Annotated in this window: 15 protein-coding genes; 5 read left to right on the forward strand and 10 right to left on the reverse strand. The window is 67.8% G+C overall.

Annotation, left to right across the window (positions count from 1 at the left end; translation table 11 throughout):
• Nucleotides 1-49 precede the first annotated feature (49 nt).
• Complete coding sequence (locus ACH4U7_RS21195; protein WP_089512981.1) at nt 50-403, reverse strand: MerR family transcriptional regulator; 354 nt, start codon at nt 401-403, stop codon at nt 50-52.
• Nucleotides 404-503: 100 nt separating this feature from the next.
• Here ACH4U7_RS21195 and ACH4U7_RS21200 point away from each other — a divergent pair, with 100 nt between their 5' ends.
• Nucleotides 504-980 (forward strand): hypothetical protein, encoded by a 477-nt coding sequence (locus ACH4U7_RS21200; protein ID WP_398529389.1) that lies wholly within the window; start codon nt 504-506, stop codon nt 978-980.
• A gap of 18 nt (nt 981-998) precedes the next feature.
• On the opposite strand, the gene ACH4U7_RS21205 is transcribed toward ACH4U7_RS21200, so the two are convergent.
• The 3 genes from ACH4U7_RS21205 to ACH4U7_RS21215 form a co-directional block, all read right to left on the reverse strand.
• Complete coding sequence (locus ACH4U7_RS21205; protein WP_398529390.1) at nt 999-2,153, reverse strand: helix-turn-helix domain-containing protein; 1,155 nt, start codon at nt 2,151-2,153, stop codon at nt 999-1,001.
• 1,592 nt (nt 2,154-3,745) lie between these two features.
• Nucleotides 3,746-3,940, reverse strand: coding sequence for a GNAT family N-acetyltransferase (locus tag ACH4U7_RS21210; RefSeq protein ID WP_398529391.1), 195 nt, complete (start codon nt 3,938-3,940; stop codon nt 3,746-3,748).
• Complete coding sequence (locus tag ACH4U7_RS21215; RefSeq protein WP_398529392.1) at nt 3,937-4,236, reverse strand: hypothetical protein; 300 nt, start codon at nt 4,234-4,236, stop codon at nt 3,937-3,939. The genes ACH4U7_RS21210 and ACH4U7_RS21215 overlap by 4 nt, the downstream gene beginning before the upstream one ends.
• Nucleotides 4,237-4,375: 139 nt before the next feature.
• Between ACH4U7_RS21215 and ACH4U7_RS21220 the strand changes: the two genes are divergently transcribed.
• A complete protein-coding gene (locus tag ACH4U7_RS21220) occupies nt 4,376-4,954 on the forward strand; it encodes a hypothetical protein (RefSeq protein WP_398529393.1) in 579 nt (192 codons plus the stop codon).
• Between the two features lie 107 nt (nt 4,955-5,061).
• Here ACH4U7_RS21220 and ACH4U7_RS21225 read toward each other — a convergent pair whose 3' ends face one another.
• From ACH4U7_RS21225 to ACH4U7_RS21235, 3 genes are read right to left on the reverse strand one after another with little or no spacing between them, the layout of a single operon-like run.
• Entirely contained in the window at nt 5,062-5,436 is a 375-nt protein-coding gene (locus ACH4U7_RS21225; RefSeq protein ID WP_398529394.1) for a hypothetical protein, read from the reverse strand.
• The gene (locus ACH4U7_RS21230) at nt 5,433-6,098 is read right to left on the reverse strand and encodes a hypothetical protein (RefSeq protein ID WP_398529395.1); all 666 of its coding nucleotides are present in this window, start codon (nt 6,096-6,098) and stop codon (nt 5,433-5,435) included. The genes ACH4U7_RS21225 and ACH4U7_RS21230 overlap by 4 nt, the downstream gene beginning before the upstream one ends.
• 13 nt (nt 6,099-6,111) lie before the next feature.
• Nucleotides 6,112-6,711: a hypothetical protein gene (locus tag ACH4U7_RS21235; protein WP_398529396.1), complete on the reverse strand. Its 600-nt coding sequence runs from the start codon at nt 6,709-6,711 to the stop codon at nt 6,112-6,114.
• A gap of 180 nt (nt 6,712-6,891) precedes the next feature.
• On the opposite strand from ACH4U7_RS21235, the gene ACH4U7_RS21240 reads away from it, so the two are divergent.
• Complete coding sequence (locus tag ACH4U7_RS21240; protein WP_398529397.1) at nt 6,892-8,058, forward strand: IS630 family transposase; 1,167 nt, start codon at nt 6,892-6,894, stop codon at nt 8,056-8,058.
• A gap of 86 nt (nt 8,059-8,144) precedes the next feature.
• Here ACH4U7_RS21240 and ACH4U7_RS21245 read toward each other — a convergent pair whose 3' ends face one another.
• Nucleotides 8,145-9,653 carry a DUF4246 domain-containing protein gene (locus ACH4U7_RS21245; RefSeq protein ID WP_398529398.1) on the reverse strand — a complete coding sequence of 503 codons (1,509 nt, stop codon included), beginning with the start codon at nt 9,651-9,653 and terminating at the stop codon, nt 8,145-8,147.
• Between the two features lie 193 nt (nt 9,654-9,846).
• Nucleotides 9,847-10,860, reverse strand: a complete 1,014-nt coding sequence (locus tag ACH4U7_RS21250) for a HEAT repeat domain-containing protein (RefSeq protein ID WP_398529399.1) — start codon at nt 10,858-10,860, stop codon at nt 9,847-9,849.
• Between the two features lie 48 nt (nt 10,861-10,908).
• Here ACH4U7_RS21250 and ACH4U7_RS21255 point away from each other — a divergent pair, with 48 nt between their 5' ends.
• Together ACH4U7_RS21255 and ACH4U7_RS21260 are read left to right on the forward strand one after the other, a co-directional pair.
• Nucleotides 10,909-11,439 (forward strand): hypothetical protein, encoded by a 531-nt coding sequence (locus ACH4U7_RS21255; protein ID WP_398529400.1) that lies wholly within the window; start codon nt 10,909-10,911, stop codon nt 11,437-11,439.
• A gap of 329 nt (nt 11,440-11,768) precedes the next feature.
• Nucleotides 11,769-12,851, forward strand: a complete 1,083-nt coding sequence (locus tag ACH4U7_RS21260) for a glycoside hydrolase family 5 protein (protein ID WP_398529401.1) — start codon at nt 11,769-11,771, stop codon at nt 12,849-12,851.
• A gap of 113 nt (nt 12,852-12,964) precedes the next feature.
• Here ACH4U7_RS21260 and ACH4U7_RS21265 read toward each other — a convergent pair whose 3' ends face one another.
• Nucleotides 12,965-13,168 carry a hypothetical protein gene (locus ACH4U7_RS21265; protein WP_398529402.1) on the reverse strand — a complete coding sequence of 68 codons (204 nt, stop codon included), beginning with the start codon at nt 13,166-13,168 and terminating at the stop codon, nt 12,965-12,967.
• Nucleotides 13,169-13,484: the final 316 nt, after the last annotated feature.

A 13,484-nucleotide genomic window follows, 5' to 3' on the forward strand; every position in this document is an offset into this window, starting at 1 on the left:
TCGTGTTCATGTTGTGCCGACGCATGGGCGCGTATGGGCGGCCCCAGACTTACGACACACGCAACGGGCACCCCGTACCGACCCGCGCGTCGAGGTCCGCCCGCAGGGCCGCGAGCTCGGCCATCCGCGCGTCGATCACCCGGATCTTCTCCTCGAACAGCGCGGACAACGCCTCGGCGGAGTCCGGGGCATCGCGCAGTTCCTCGAAGTTCCGCCCGATCTCGGCCAGCGAGAAGCCGAGCGTTTGCGCGGTGCGGACGTAGTGCAGCCAGGTCACGGTCTCCGGAGAGAAGTCGCGATAGCCGTTGGGCAGGCGCCGCCCGCTGACGAGGCCGATCTTCTCGTAGAAGCGAATGGTGTCCTTGCTCAGGCCCGCTTGCGCGGCCAGCTCCCCGATACGCATGGCTCTCCGCCCGATGGTGGACTTGACCTTGGAGCGTACTCCACTGTTTAGCGTGAGGCCGCAGCTGCACGTCGCCGCCGAGATCAGCAGGAGCCTCGCCATGAACCGTCTCTTCGCCCCTTCCCGCCACACCTATCTCCGCGCCGTACGCGCAAGCGCCTGGTACGACCTCGTCGTCACGGCGGGCTTCGCGACGCCGTGGACCTATGCGCTGATCCACGACGCCCTGAACTCGCTGGGCGACGCCCTCGGGCTCGGCGTCCTGCCCGCCGTCGACCCCGTGCAGATCCTCTACGCGAATCTGATGGGCTCGGTTGTGGTCGTCTGGGCGCTGCTCCGTATCGTCAAGCCCCTGCCGGTCCACGGGCTGTTCGACGGTGTCGCCCGCACGCTGTTCTCCATGTGGCTCGCGTACGCGTTGGCCCAGGGTGTCACGCGGGTTCTGTGGGCCTTCTTGGTGGTGGAGGTGGCGTGGGGTGTCGTTCAACTTCTGCCGTGGTGGCGAACCCAGCGCGCCAACCTCCTGGATGGTCCCGCAAGCCCGTCAGCGCATCCTCTCGGCGCCGAGGGTCGGTGAGCCCGCCGGGGACGTGGCTCACATCATGATTCCGGCCCGCTTCGCCAGCCTGGTCAGGCGTGGATTGCTGCGCTTATGCAGCGATGTCAGTACGCGCGTAAGCTCCAGACTGGTCGGATGAACGGCAGCCATTTCGGGAGCCACGTCCCACGCCTTCTCAAGGGACTCAATGGTTGCGTCACGGTCCCCTAGGGCCAGCTGAGAGCGGCCTATATTCAGGTACAGAGGCCCCACACGGGTTGCCGGAAGTGTCAGACCCGCGCGAATCAAGTCCTCCGCGGTGCCCAGAGCTTCACGGTGTCGCTCCATATCGGAAGCCGTGGAGATGACGTGCGTGGCCGTATTCTCTTGGCCGAAGTGGATTCCGTGCTCGGCAACGTCCTGCGGGAATTCTTCCGCCGCACGCCACGCGGCCTCAATGTGCCGGTTCGTCGTCTGCTTGTCCCTCAACCGCCCGGCCAGGGTCAGCGCACGGAGGTGCAAAATGCCCAGCCCAAAGGCTCGTTCGCGCGCTCGCAGTGATGATTCCGCCTGAACGATGGCACGGTCGACAATGGCCAGCCCACCGGCGAAGTCGCCCGAGTTCAAGAAAGTACCCGCATCGTCCCTCGCCGCCACAATGGCCGCAATCGGATCGGCCCGCTCCGCCGCCAGCCGCTGTTTCATGGTGGCCAGCTCGGCCAGGTGCATCCACCTGTGCCGGGCGGCAAGCCAATAGACCACGCTGTAGACGTCGGCGACAAGAGTCCAGTCGCTTGGACGCCCCGTCGCGTGCGCATGGTTGGTCACCTTGGCCAGCAATCGCGGAAGCTTCGCCGACACCTCGGCCAGCTCGCTGTTCCACCGATGCCGATTCAGAATCTCCACCTCAAGCACCAAACCCTCCGGGTTGGGGGGTGGTTCTCCAGGGAGATCGAAACGACGAATGGCATGACCGAGATCGGACAAATCCGCACCGGGCGTCCGCCCGAGCACCTGGTCCAGGGTCAGCCCCATTGCCCTGGCCAGTGATGCGGCTACGCCCTGCGTTAAGGCTCGGTCTCCCACTTCGATTTTGCTGAGGAGGGAGACGGAAACACCTGACCGGCGAGCCAGAGCGACCTGGCTCAATCCGCGATCTTTACGGAGCGCCGCGATATTGGCGCCGGGCCCGGGAACATTCGCGCCGTTCATGTTCCCACTCCCAACCGCGTCACGCGTGGCGAGTGTGCAAGAAGTGTGCAAGTCAGGCCGGACTCAGCGCCGTTGACTAGACATACAGGACCCCCGCGACCGTGGCCGCGGTCCGGGGGCATGGCCGATCTGAAAGACGCAGACCGACAATGCAGTTCGTATCACGATCACTCGGACGAGTGAAAAGGGCGCTGTTCCGCCACCGAGCCGCCACCCTCGAACGGCAGCCCATTCCCGTTCCGACTCCCCCGCCACCCGCCACCAGGCCGGACCTCATGCCACGCCCGGTGTCGTACGCGGAACAGACGCGCTTCCGACTACCGCGGGTCCCGGTCGAGTGGACCATCCCCCTCATGCGAACCCTCGACCCGGCGCCCCCGTACATCCCGCCCTTTACGTGCGAACAGGCGGCGGTGGAACGGTGACCGGCCTCGAGGAGCCCGCGGCAGACTCTGATTGATGTAACTGCCGTACCCCGTGGAGGGGTGTGCTTCGCTTCGCCGTGCCTGTGCGCCGTCTCGCGGCATTCGGTTCACGCGGGCGCGGCTTTCGTCTCGGACCCTCCGGGTCCAAAGCGCCGGCGAGAAGGGGGAAGGGGGGCGGCTGGCCCAACGTCCCGATTCCTCGGCCCGGCGGGTGGCTCAGCTTAAGGCCGGCTCCGCTGGGCGGCATGGTCCGGTTGCCGCGTGCGGACATCGTCTCGCGCCTTCGGCGCACAGCGGCCAACAGCGGGAAGGAGAGGGGGCGCCGGGGGCATCGTCGCCGTCCAACCCAAGGGGTCGTCACCGGCTCGCGGGCGGGGGGACGGCGGATGGTCGCCCGAAGCGGTGAGCGCCGGTCCGGTTCAGGCCCTCCCCCCACCTGCTCTTAAAAAAATGCTTGCTTTATATCAAGTACTGCATCAAGCGTTTTTCTAAGAGCGGGTGGGGGAGGGGCGGTCCCGTCCGCCGGTGCTCGCTTGTCCGTCGCGCTCCCGCGCCCCGGCCGAGCGCACCGCTGGGCTGACCGGTCGGCCACCGCGCGGCAGCAGCTGCGGCGGAGCGCAGCGCAGCCTGCTTTGAGCTCAGCCGCCCGCCGGGCCGAGGAATCGGGACGCCGGGCCGGCCGCCCCCCTTCCCCCTTCTCGCCGGCGCTTTGGACCCGGAGGGTCCGAGACGAAACCCGCACCCGCCCGAGCCGAATGCCGCGAGACGGCGCACAGGCGCAGGCGAAGCGAAGCGCAGCCCACCGCGCAGCGCAGCGAAGCCAACGCGCAGCGGAGCATTTTTCTACCGGCCCAAGGACACGTCAGCAGGTACGCGCACAGGCCAGGGCCGAGCACCCTCACTGGCGCAGGCAGGTGCGCCGGGATGCGTACAGCGCCTTCCTTGCCCCAGCCAGTGAGTCACAGAACGCGCCGAAGATGGCCGGGCGCGCGTTCGTAGGCGAAAGAGATACGGAAGAGATCGATCGCCGTCGAGGTGGGTCGGCTGTCGGAGCGCTTGAGCGAGTTTGCCGCGGCGGCACGAGCCGCGTTGGACGATGCTGAGGGTCTGGATGCGCTGCCAGTCGACAAAAGGCGTTGGCCCGGGAGCCGCGGTACGCGGCGCCTGTCAGGGGTGCCAGTACAGCGTGGGGGCAGGGAGTTTGACGAAGCCGAGCTCGCGGTAAAGCGGCTCACCCTCGGCGGAGGCGCGCAGATCCACCCGGGCGACCCCATGTTCCCGGAACCAGTCGAGCAGGCCCCGCATGATCGCGCGGCTGTGGCCGCGCCGCCGGTATGCCGGATCGGTGACCACGCCGATCACCTGCCCGATCCGGCCGTTCCGCAGGCGGGGGCTGGGCAGCCGCTGCTCGATGGTGCCGATGCCGCAGGCGGCAAGGCCCTGATCGCCTCCACGACGAGGATCCGTACGGCGTCGGCTGTCAGCCGTTCCTTGAGGGCCTCGGCAAGGGCGTCCCGCCAGTCGTCGTCTCCTGAGGAGGGGTTGAAGAAGTCACCGCCGAGGTCTTCGAACAGCAGCTGTCGCAGGCGTACGAGTTCCGCGATGTCGTGCTCGGCCGCCAGCCGTACGTCGGTGTGGTGTCCGGCGTCGTGTCCCATACCGACCAGACTGCTGTAACAGCCTGACGCATCTCAACCCTTACAGCGAGAACGCCGTGAGGGTCACGCTCAGTCCGATGCCCAACCGGAGAGGGGCCCCCGCATCGTCGCCGTCAGTCCTTCATGTCATCCTCGGATCGTGACCAATGCGGAGACAGCCGAGGACCGGCGCGACGACGAGGTGCCCCCCACCCCGGGGCCGACCACCCCTGCCGAGTGGGATGACCTGATCGCCGACTGGGACGAGATGCGTCACGGCTACTACCTCGGCGATCCGCAAGCCACCGTGTTGACGTGCGCGAGGAATCTCGAGGCGAGCGTGGCAGCCGGCGGGGCCGGGTCGGAGACGGCGCTGTGGACGCTGGGGCTGGTGCTGATCGGGCCCTATGTGATCTACGCCCGCCCGGACGCGGCGGCCGAGGCCCGGGTGATGGAGGCGATGGGCGCGGTCGAGCGGGCTCTCGGGCAGGCATCCTGTGAGCATGAGGAGCATCCTTGCGACGATGCTCCGTTCGACGCGGAGCTGGACAACTTCCGGTACGTCCTGGAGATGCTGGCCCATCCGGAGCGGGACGCCGACCACGAGGCGGCCCTGGCCGATGAGGAGAACTGGCCCGACGAGGAGGGGGCGCAGTCCTGGTACGAGGGTCGGATGACGCGGGAGATATGGACCTGCCCGCGGAATCTCGCCGGGTTCGCCGGCGCCTTTCCCGGCTGAGGCCGGATGCCCCGCGGCCCTTCTCGTCCGCGGCCAAGGCGGCGAGCCCCGCGTCCAGCGCGAGCGGCCGCGTCGAATGCCGGCGGGCCGATCAGCCACGGCGCCTGTCATCGCGTACGACCTCGCGTGCGCTCCCGGTGCCCCCTGAGGTCGGGGCGGCCGATGTGGCCCGCCGGGCGCTGGGACTCGCCGAGCCAGATCTGCGGGACGTGACTTAGGACCGCCGCGACCACCGGCCCCTGGTTGGGGGCGGTAAGGACGATGCGGTGGCGTACGCGCGGCAGGCCGGGGTGGAGCGGTTCCTCGTCGCGGACCAGGCCCCACAGGATCGGGTCGTCCCGGTCGATGGGGCCGGTGGGGTACAGCTCCAGGGAGTTGACGGCGGCCTCCCCCTTCTGCTTTCCCATGGCGACCAGCACGATGCCGAAGATGCCGACGGCGCCGAGCACCATGAGGGCGATGGAGCAGGGGAGCCCGGTCATGGCGCTGCGGCGGCCGACGCGTCATAGACGATCATCGGTCGCCGCAACGTGCGGCGGCTGGTCTGCTGTCGGCCGCAGGCGTCGGCGAGGCCGACGACGGCCACCCCCTCAAGATCGCCGAGCAGGCCGTACGCGGCTCCGGCGCCGGCTGGGCGATCTTGAGGTCGGCCTGGTTCGCGCAGAACTTCGGCAAGAGCTTCTAGCTGCCCGGAAGCCTGAACGGAACCCTGGCCCTGCCCACCGGCGACGGGCGCACACCGTTCGTCGACGCCGAGGACATCGCCGAGGTCGCCGTGTCGGCGCTGACCGACGACCGCCACCGCGGCCAGACCTACCAGCTCACCGGCGCGCGGGCGATCGGCTTCGGCGAGGCCGCCGACCTCATCGGCAAAGCCACCAGGCGCACGGTCCGCCACGTCAACATCGCCCCGGAGGCGTTCATCGAACGCAGCACCGCCGCCAGCGTCCAGGCCACCGTCGTACGCCGCTGCACCGGCATCGGCATCCTGACGGCCATCCGCGACGGCCGGGCCACCCCGGTCTCCGACGGCGTCCCTCAAGCCCTCGGCCGCCCGGGCCATCACTTCGAGGACTACGTCACCGAAACCGCCGCCACCCCGGACGGCCCCTGGAGCCGACGAACGCGGACGGCTGACCGGCATGACGCATTCACGTTCAGGAGCCGCCGAGCACCTTGCGCAACGGGTCGAAGTCGTTCTTCTCGGACGCGAACTCCTCCAGCCAGTCTACGAACCGGGCGCCGTACTTCTTGCCGCCCGACCCCAGGACCTCGTCGGCTTCCGCATCGGTGGGAGGGGTCAGGCCGAACGTCTCCTTCAGCCAGACCACGTACGCCTCGTGCCCAGGGGAGTGCTCCTCGTCGGGGTCCGCCTCGCGCTCCTCGTCCCAAGGGGTGAACCACTCGTCGTCGATCGCAAGCAGCCGGAACAGGTTCCGCAGGCCCTCGATGATATCGAGATCGCCTTCGTCGCCGAAGCGGATGATGGGAAGCGTGGCGAGGTCGGCGCGGTCGTCGCAGTGCCACAGGGCGTAGAACGAACCCGAGGCGGTGGCCTGGGCGAACGGGGTGAGCCGGTCGAGGTAGCCTCGCGCCTCCTCTTCCCGCCTCTCCAGGCTCAGCCACTCCAGCAGACCGGCGTCGGGCCGGTCGTACTCGTAGAACTCGAACCCGTCCGAGAAGTAGGCATCTCCAGGGCCGTCGGAGAACTCCTTGAGCAAGTTCAGTTCGGAAATGGGTGAGTAGGCGTCGGTCATGTCATCCCCGGTGCGGAATCGAGTGGTTGAGTGTGGCGCGCACGCTACCGCCCGGGACTGACACCGAAGGCTGCCCTGTACGTGGGGGCATGGCAGTCATCCTGCCCGAGGGTGGCGGTGGACCGGACACGGCAGGCTACGGCCTGTCGTGATCCACTTCTCCTGATGGGCCCTCGATCCATGCCAGTTGCTGCAGCCCGCCGGATAGCCCCGACCGCCGCCGAGCGCAAGCACCTGAAGAAGATGGCCCACGGCCACAAGACCGAGCACCGTCTGCGCGTGCGCGCGCAGATCGTCCTGCACGCGGCGTGCGGACGCTCCAACGCGCGCATCGCCCGCGAGACCGGCCTGCACGTGGACACCGTGCGCACCTGGCGGGGCCGCTTCGCCGAGCAGGGCCTGCCGGGCTTGACCGACCGCAGCCGCAGCGGCCGGCCGCCCGCCTTCAGTCCGCTGCAGGCCGCCCAGGTCAAGGCCCTGGCCTGCCAACTTCTCGCCGAGACCGGGGTACCGCTATCCCGCTGGTCAGCCCCGGAGCTGTCCCGCGAGGCCATGGCGCGCGGCATCGCCACCTTCGTGTCGGCCTCCACCGTGCGCCGCTGGCTGGCCCAGGACGCACTCAAGCCCTGGCATTACCGCTCCTGGATCTTCATCACCGACCCCGACTTCCGCACCAAGGCCGAACGGGTGCTCAACCTGTACGCCCGCACCTGGCAGGGCTGGCCCCTCGGCGCGGACGAGCACGTCATCAGTGCGGACGAGAAGACCTCCATCCAGGCACGCTGCCGCTGCCACCCCACTCTCGCCCCCGGCAAGGCTCGCGCCATGCGCGTCAACCACACCTACGGCCGCGGCGGCGCCCTGGCCTACCTGGCCGCCTACGACGTCCACCACGCGAAGGTATTCGGCCGCACCGAACCGCGCACCGGCATCGACCCGTTCATGAACCTGGTCACCCAGGTCATGAGCCAAGAGCCCTACGCCAGCGCCAAGCGCGTGTTCTGGATCGTCGACAACGGCTCCTCCCACCGCGGCAAGAAGGCCGCCGACCGACTCGCCGCAGCGTTCCCGAACGCGGTCATGGTCCACACCCCCGTCCACGCCTCCTGGCTGAACCAAGTCGAGATCTACTTCTCCGTCGTGCAGCGCAGGGTCGTCACGCCCAACGACTTCGCCGACCTTGCCCAGGTCGGGGACCGGCTCCGAGCCTTCGAAGACCGCTACAACGCCACGGCACAGCCGTTCCAGTGGAGGTTCACCACCTCCGACCTAAACGATCTGCTGGCCAGGCTCGACCGGCACACCGCCGATCACCAGAAAGAATCCTCCGACTCACAGGCAGCATGATCAACCCCCGAAGGACTTCCGGAAACGGACCACTTAGTTGACCTCTGTGTGGTGCGGTCAGTGAACCTCTTTCACCCTGTGTGACTTCAGTGCTCGCAGAGGGAGAATTCTCGTTCGTAGAGCTGCTCGTTGTGTTCGTCGACGAAGAACTTGCGTTCCTGCATGAGTTGTTCGCGGTAGTTCTTGGCCTGTTCAAGCGTCATGGTCGAGGTGTCGGACCATGGTTGTTGCGGTGGCACATCGGATGTCGAGACGATCTTTTCCGACGGGTCGACCAGGAAGAACGCGAGAATTTTGCGATATCCCGGGCGGGTGGGGTCCGTGAGGCGGAATGAGCCGACGCGGTGTTGCAAAATGTTCGGGAACGCCAGGCAGCGGCCCGCCGGGGTCGATGTCGATCCCAGCATCTGGTTCAGTGCGTCTTCGTCCTCCAGGCCGTAGACCTCACGCAGGCCGTTGTCGTCGTTCTGTTCGTAGTCCGGGTCGTCGAGTGCCGCCCGGAAACTCAGCCGGCTTTCGGTGATGTTCTCGCTGTCCCAGTAGTAGATGCCGGTCGAGACGATCCGCTCGTTCAACATCCCCTCGACATGCCAGGAACCGCCGGGGTACTCGGGCTTGTCCGGGGTGAGATGAATGGTGGCGAGCTTGACGATGACCTGGAGACGGCGGCCGCGCAGGTCGACCCGGGCGGATTCATCGGGCAACTCGGGCGGGGTGAAGACCGGGGCGTCCGGGAGGACCGGGCTGCGGTTTTCCCACCACCCGTCCTGGGCCTCTCCCCATGCACGGACGGCTTCTGTATAGGCCCCATCATCACTGTAGGAGGATCTGTCCGGATACTCCGGCTTCGAGTCGTACCACCCGTAAGGATCGGCCTCGATCCGCAGGGGCCGCGGATGGCGCAGATCGGTGAGCACGTTCTCCAGCAGCGGGCGAAGGCGCGCGAACAAGTCCGGCAAGACGGAGGCTAGTTCGCGATGAGTCTCGGGGTGGACGTTGTTGACGTACGAACGGAAGGCGACATCGCCGTCGTCACTGACATCGACGTCCGTGGGCAGCCACTGGAATTTCTCCGAGAATTCGTACCTCGAGTAGCGGTCCGTCGGGTTCTGCCAAGCCCTCTCGGGCGCTCCGCTCACCTCTCTCACCAGGCAGAACAGCGAGGGATGAACCAGATCCAGTACCTGGCCATCGGATCCGGGATGCCAGTCCTGTTCTGCTTCGGGGACCTGCTCCAGAACCCGAACCGCCTCGCGCAGCCGGGTTCGGAGCTTGTCGTCGACCAGCGTGTCCGACTGCCACACCCCGTCGACGCCCGACACCTCGACGCCGGTTCGTCCGTCCCGCAGCGCGGCGTAATGCTGGAGTTCGGCAAGCACGTAACGAACCTGTGCTTCGGTGAGGCCCTGGGCGACCGCTTCTTGCGTCCACCTGGCGACGATGTCGGCGTCGTTCATCTTGTCGAACCACCCCGGCTTCGCCCGAATGTGGGCGCTGCACTGCATCATCTGAAGTTCCCTCAGCGTTCGGGGAGTCGCGAACGATATGGAACGGGAAGCATGAAAGGGCAGTGGGAAAGCAGACAGGCCAGTCAATTCCTTTGGTCCTCCCGGTCGGTGTGCGGTGGCGGGAAGGATACTTCAGCAGACTGACACCGCAGCCGTGGTCCCTGTCATCGCTGGTCCGGGAGCCAGGGCTTCGACGTAGTCGCGTGATGTCCGGTTCGCGCACACGACCTCCGCCCACCAGGCCATTTCACCCCTGACACTCAGGATGAAAGAGGTTCAGTCAGATGGGCAGGGCGCCCTTGAAGTGGGAATTGGGCAGATCGGGGTGGGTGGTGGCGAGCCAGCCGTGGCCGTGGGCGTCGTCCGCGGACATGGGGCCGGGCTGGACGGAGAGGTTGTCGGCCGCCACGTCCGCCTCGGGCACGCCCTTGGCGTATTTCTCGTCCTCGATCCCCTGTTCCGCGTCTTCGATGTAGCTGATTTCGAAGGGCAGTGGCTTGCCCCGGAACTCCGGGTAGTCATAGGTGCCGTAGCTGCGCACCCTGCGACCGTCGCGCGCGACATACCAGACCGAGCCGGAGTGGTAAGGGTCGATCACATAGAAGTGGGCCTCCCCGCATCGCTCGCTGAGCGTATCGGCGAGGGTGAATCCGTCGCATTCGTCCACGAAGGAATTGCCCCACACCATGCGCCAGCTCTTGATCGGCATGTCCCTGAACCACCAGCTCTTGAACTCCGGGGTGATGAAGACCCGGTAGGCCCTCTGCCGCTCCCCCTGGGAATCCTGGAAATCCATGGCGTCGTCGGCCCGGGTGGTGGCCTCCACACCCAGCGCGGGGGTGACCGGCCGGAGGTCGTGCAGGCCGAGGGCGGCCACGGCGTCGTCGAGCCGGTCCGCCGGGAAGGCCAGCCAGCGGCCGGCTTCCGAGGGAAGGTCCACCGGGAGTCTGTCCAGGAGCTTGATCCGTACGAGGCGTTCCACGGCACGCCGGTCGGCATCGTCGAGCACCTGCGTACCGCCCAGGTCGACCAGCGTCTCCAGGGCCTTGCCGCGCAGCCGCCCGGGGCCATGGCGCCGGATCTCCCGAAGGCGCGGCAGCGCCTGGTCACCCAGCCGCTTCAGGACGGACTCGGCGCTGAATCTCGGGCTCCCCCGTCGCGTGTCGCGGACATACGGCAGGAGCCGGTCGACGCTCTGCGCTCCGAGCGCGACCAGGCCGTCCTCCGCGGCCCTGCGAACGGTGTGGTCGTTGTCCGAGAGATCCCGTATGAGGGCGTCAATGGCTTCTGGCATGGGGCTTAGCCTAGGCCGGGAAAAGGATCACCTACCGGAGGGGTTTCGATGCCGGGGGACGGCGCGGCAGCGTCCTGTTACATCCTGGAGCGGCAGTTCTCCACCCAGTTGGACTGGACGACGTTCTTCGTCTACAACCGGCGTGATCACATCCGGCTTCTGCTCACCGAGTTGTTCTTCGACGCCGAGGATTCGGACCGCGTCGAGAGCACCCGGAGCGACCACGTGGATGACCACGAGACGAGCGATCTGTGGGTGATCGAGGGCGGGCGCCTCATCGGCCACGTCGATCTGCGTCCCCTCATCGACGTCCCCGACGTCTTCGATCCCGAGAACGACGAAGGGCGGATCGACTGGCAGGCCTTCGACGCCGCCGTCCCCGCCGACCTGCGGGGACCGCTGCTGGGCAGGAGTGAGGAGCTGCGGCTGCTGGACGTCGACCAGGACTTCGCGGCCGCCACAAGCGACCTTCCGACGCTCTACCCGGGCCGCCCGCTCGTCTACGGCATGAACCTGTGGATGAACGGGGAGCTCTCCGACGAGCCCGCCGCCTACTTCACGGACCCGGACCCCAGTTGACGACTCAGCCGGATCCCGGTTAAGGGCTCAACCGGATCCCGGTTAAGGGCTCAGCCCGATCCCAGCTGAGGGCTCAGACCGCCGCGGCCACGCAAACCGCCCGCTCCGGCCGGTTCGGGCAGACCGGTGGCCGTCATCAGCGGGTCCGCCCGGGGCAGCCCGTGGCCACGGCGGTCACATGCCGGAAACCTTGACGGCCGCTGTGCCGGGTGTCACGATTCGGGCGCCCCCCATGTTTGCGTAAACATCGCCCATACGACACCCCGACGGCTACTCAGACATGCAGGCTCCGCCATGCGCTGAGTCGGCCTCTCCCGAAAGAGCAAGCGATGCGCACATCCCCCGTCAGCCCCGTCAGCCCCGCCAGAGCGCGCTTCACCCCCCGGCTGCGCGCCGCCTTCGTCGCGATCCTGGTCGCCGCGGCCACCGGCACCACCCTGGCCGGCAGCCCCGCCTCCGCCGCCTCCGCCGCGCCCAGCGGAGACACCACCCAGTTCCGGGGCGTGAACTGGGCCGATCCCCGCGACAACTTCGCCGACGACCCGGTCGTGCTGTCCGGCCTGTCGACGTCCGACAGCTATGACCAGACGTACGCCAAGGCGAGCCGGATCATCTCGGGGTTCCGCGCGAACCTCGGCGCCAACACCGTCCGGCTGCCCATCAACCCGTACACGGTCAACGGCCCCTACTGGAAGTCGTACCGCGGGGTCATCGACGCGGCCTCGGACAAGGGCTTCAAGATCATCCTCTCTTACTGGGAGGGTACGGGCCCGCGCAAGGACGGCTACATCGACGACCCCGCCACCTTCTGGCCCATGTGGAACACCGTGGTCGACGCGTACAAGGACGACAAGCAGGTCTACTTCGAGCCGATGAACGAGCCCCACGGCTACACCGACACCGAGTGGGCCGACATCGCAGCGAAGTGGCTGTCCACCTACCCCTCGGTCCCGCGCAACCGGGTGTTCGTCAGCGGCGCCGGCTACAACGACCACGTCACCTCGGTCTGCGCCGACCCGCGCCTGGACGGCACGTACCTGTCGCTGCACCACTACGGGTTCTGGAAGAGCTACGCCACCTACGACGAGTGGGTGGCCGACCTCAAGGTGCGCATAGGTGACTGCGCCAACCGGACCGTCGCCGACGAGTTCGGCGCCCCGATGACCACCGGCCTCAACTACAACAAGCCGGCTCCGTCCGACAACTTCATCAACTACGTCCAGGCCGTCACGGACACCTTCCGCGAGCTCAAGATGGGCTCCGTCTACTGGCCCGGCCTGCGTACCGACGACACCTACACCCTGCAGACCCTGACCGGCGACCCCGCCCGGCCCTCGCTGGCCACCACCAACCAGTCCGGCGCCGACCGGCTCGCCTGGGGCTGGGGACGCGGCAAGCCCGTCCGGCCCTGACGCGGACAGTCCTGACACGGACAGCCCATAGGCGGTACCGGCAGACGTGCCCGGTACCGCCGTCCGCGCCAAGCGTCCGAAAGGACGCTGCGCACCGGATCCCCGATGCGCCTTCAGCAGCAAGCAGGCACGTCGGCGGCCGCTTTGGCTGTCGTGCCGGGCAGCCCGGTGAGCCAGGCGCCCTGCACCGGACCGGCCGCCGTTCCGGCCGACGCGGCGGCTGCCGTCGACGACGAGGCGGCGGCGGGAACGACCGCCGCGCTCAGGGCCAGGATGCTTCCCGCGAGAGTCGCGGCGATCTTTGCTGTGATGCTCATGGATGTGTCCCCCTTTATCAAGGGTTGTTCGGGGCTTCGGCATCCAGGGTGCCGAGCGCGACCGCACCTGGCCTTGTCGGTCCGCGCAGAGATGTTGACGATTCGCGCACCTCTTTGACGCGCACACCTTTGAGGCGCCGCATGTCGCGGCGCCTCAGGCGGGCCGTAGCCGCAAGGACGAGCGGGCGTCAGCCCACCAGGTGGTAGTTGCCCGCGACCACCAGGAAGAGCACCGCGGCCAGCGCCACCGCGCTGTAGTGGATCCGGGCCGCCCAGCCCCACCAGCGGCGCCACCAGGCGATCACGGCGCACACCA

Source organism: Streptomyces sp. NPDC020845, assembly GCF_044334165.1.
Lineage (GTDB): Bacteria > Actinomycetota > Actinomycetes > Streptomycetales > Streptomycetaceae > Streptomyces.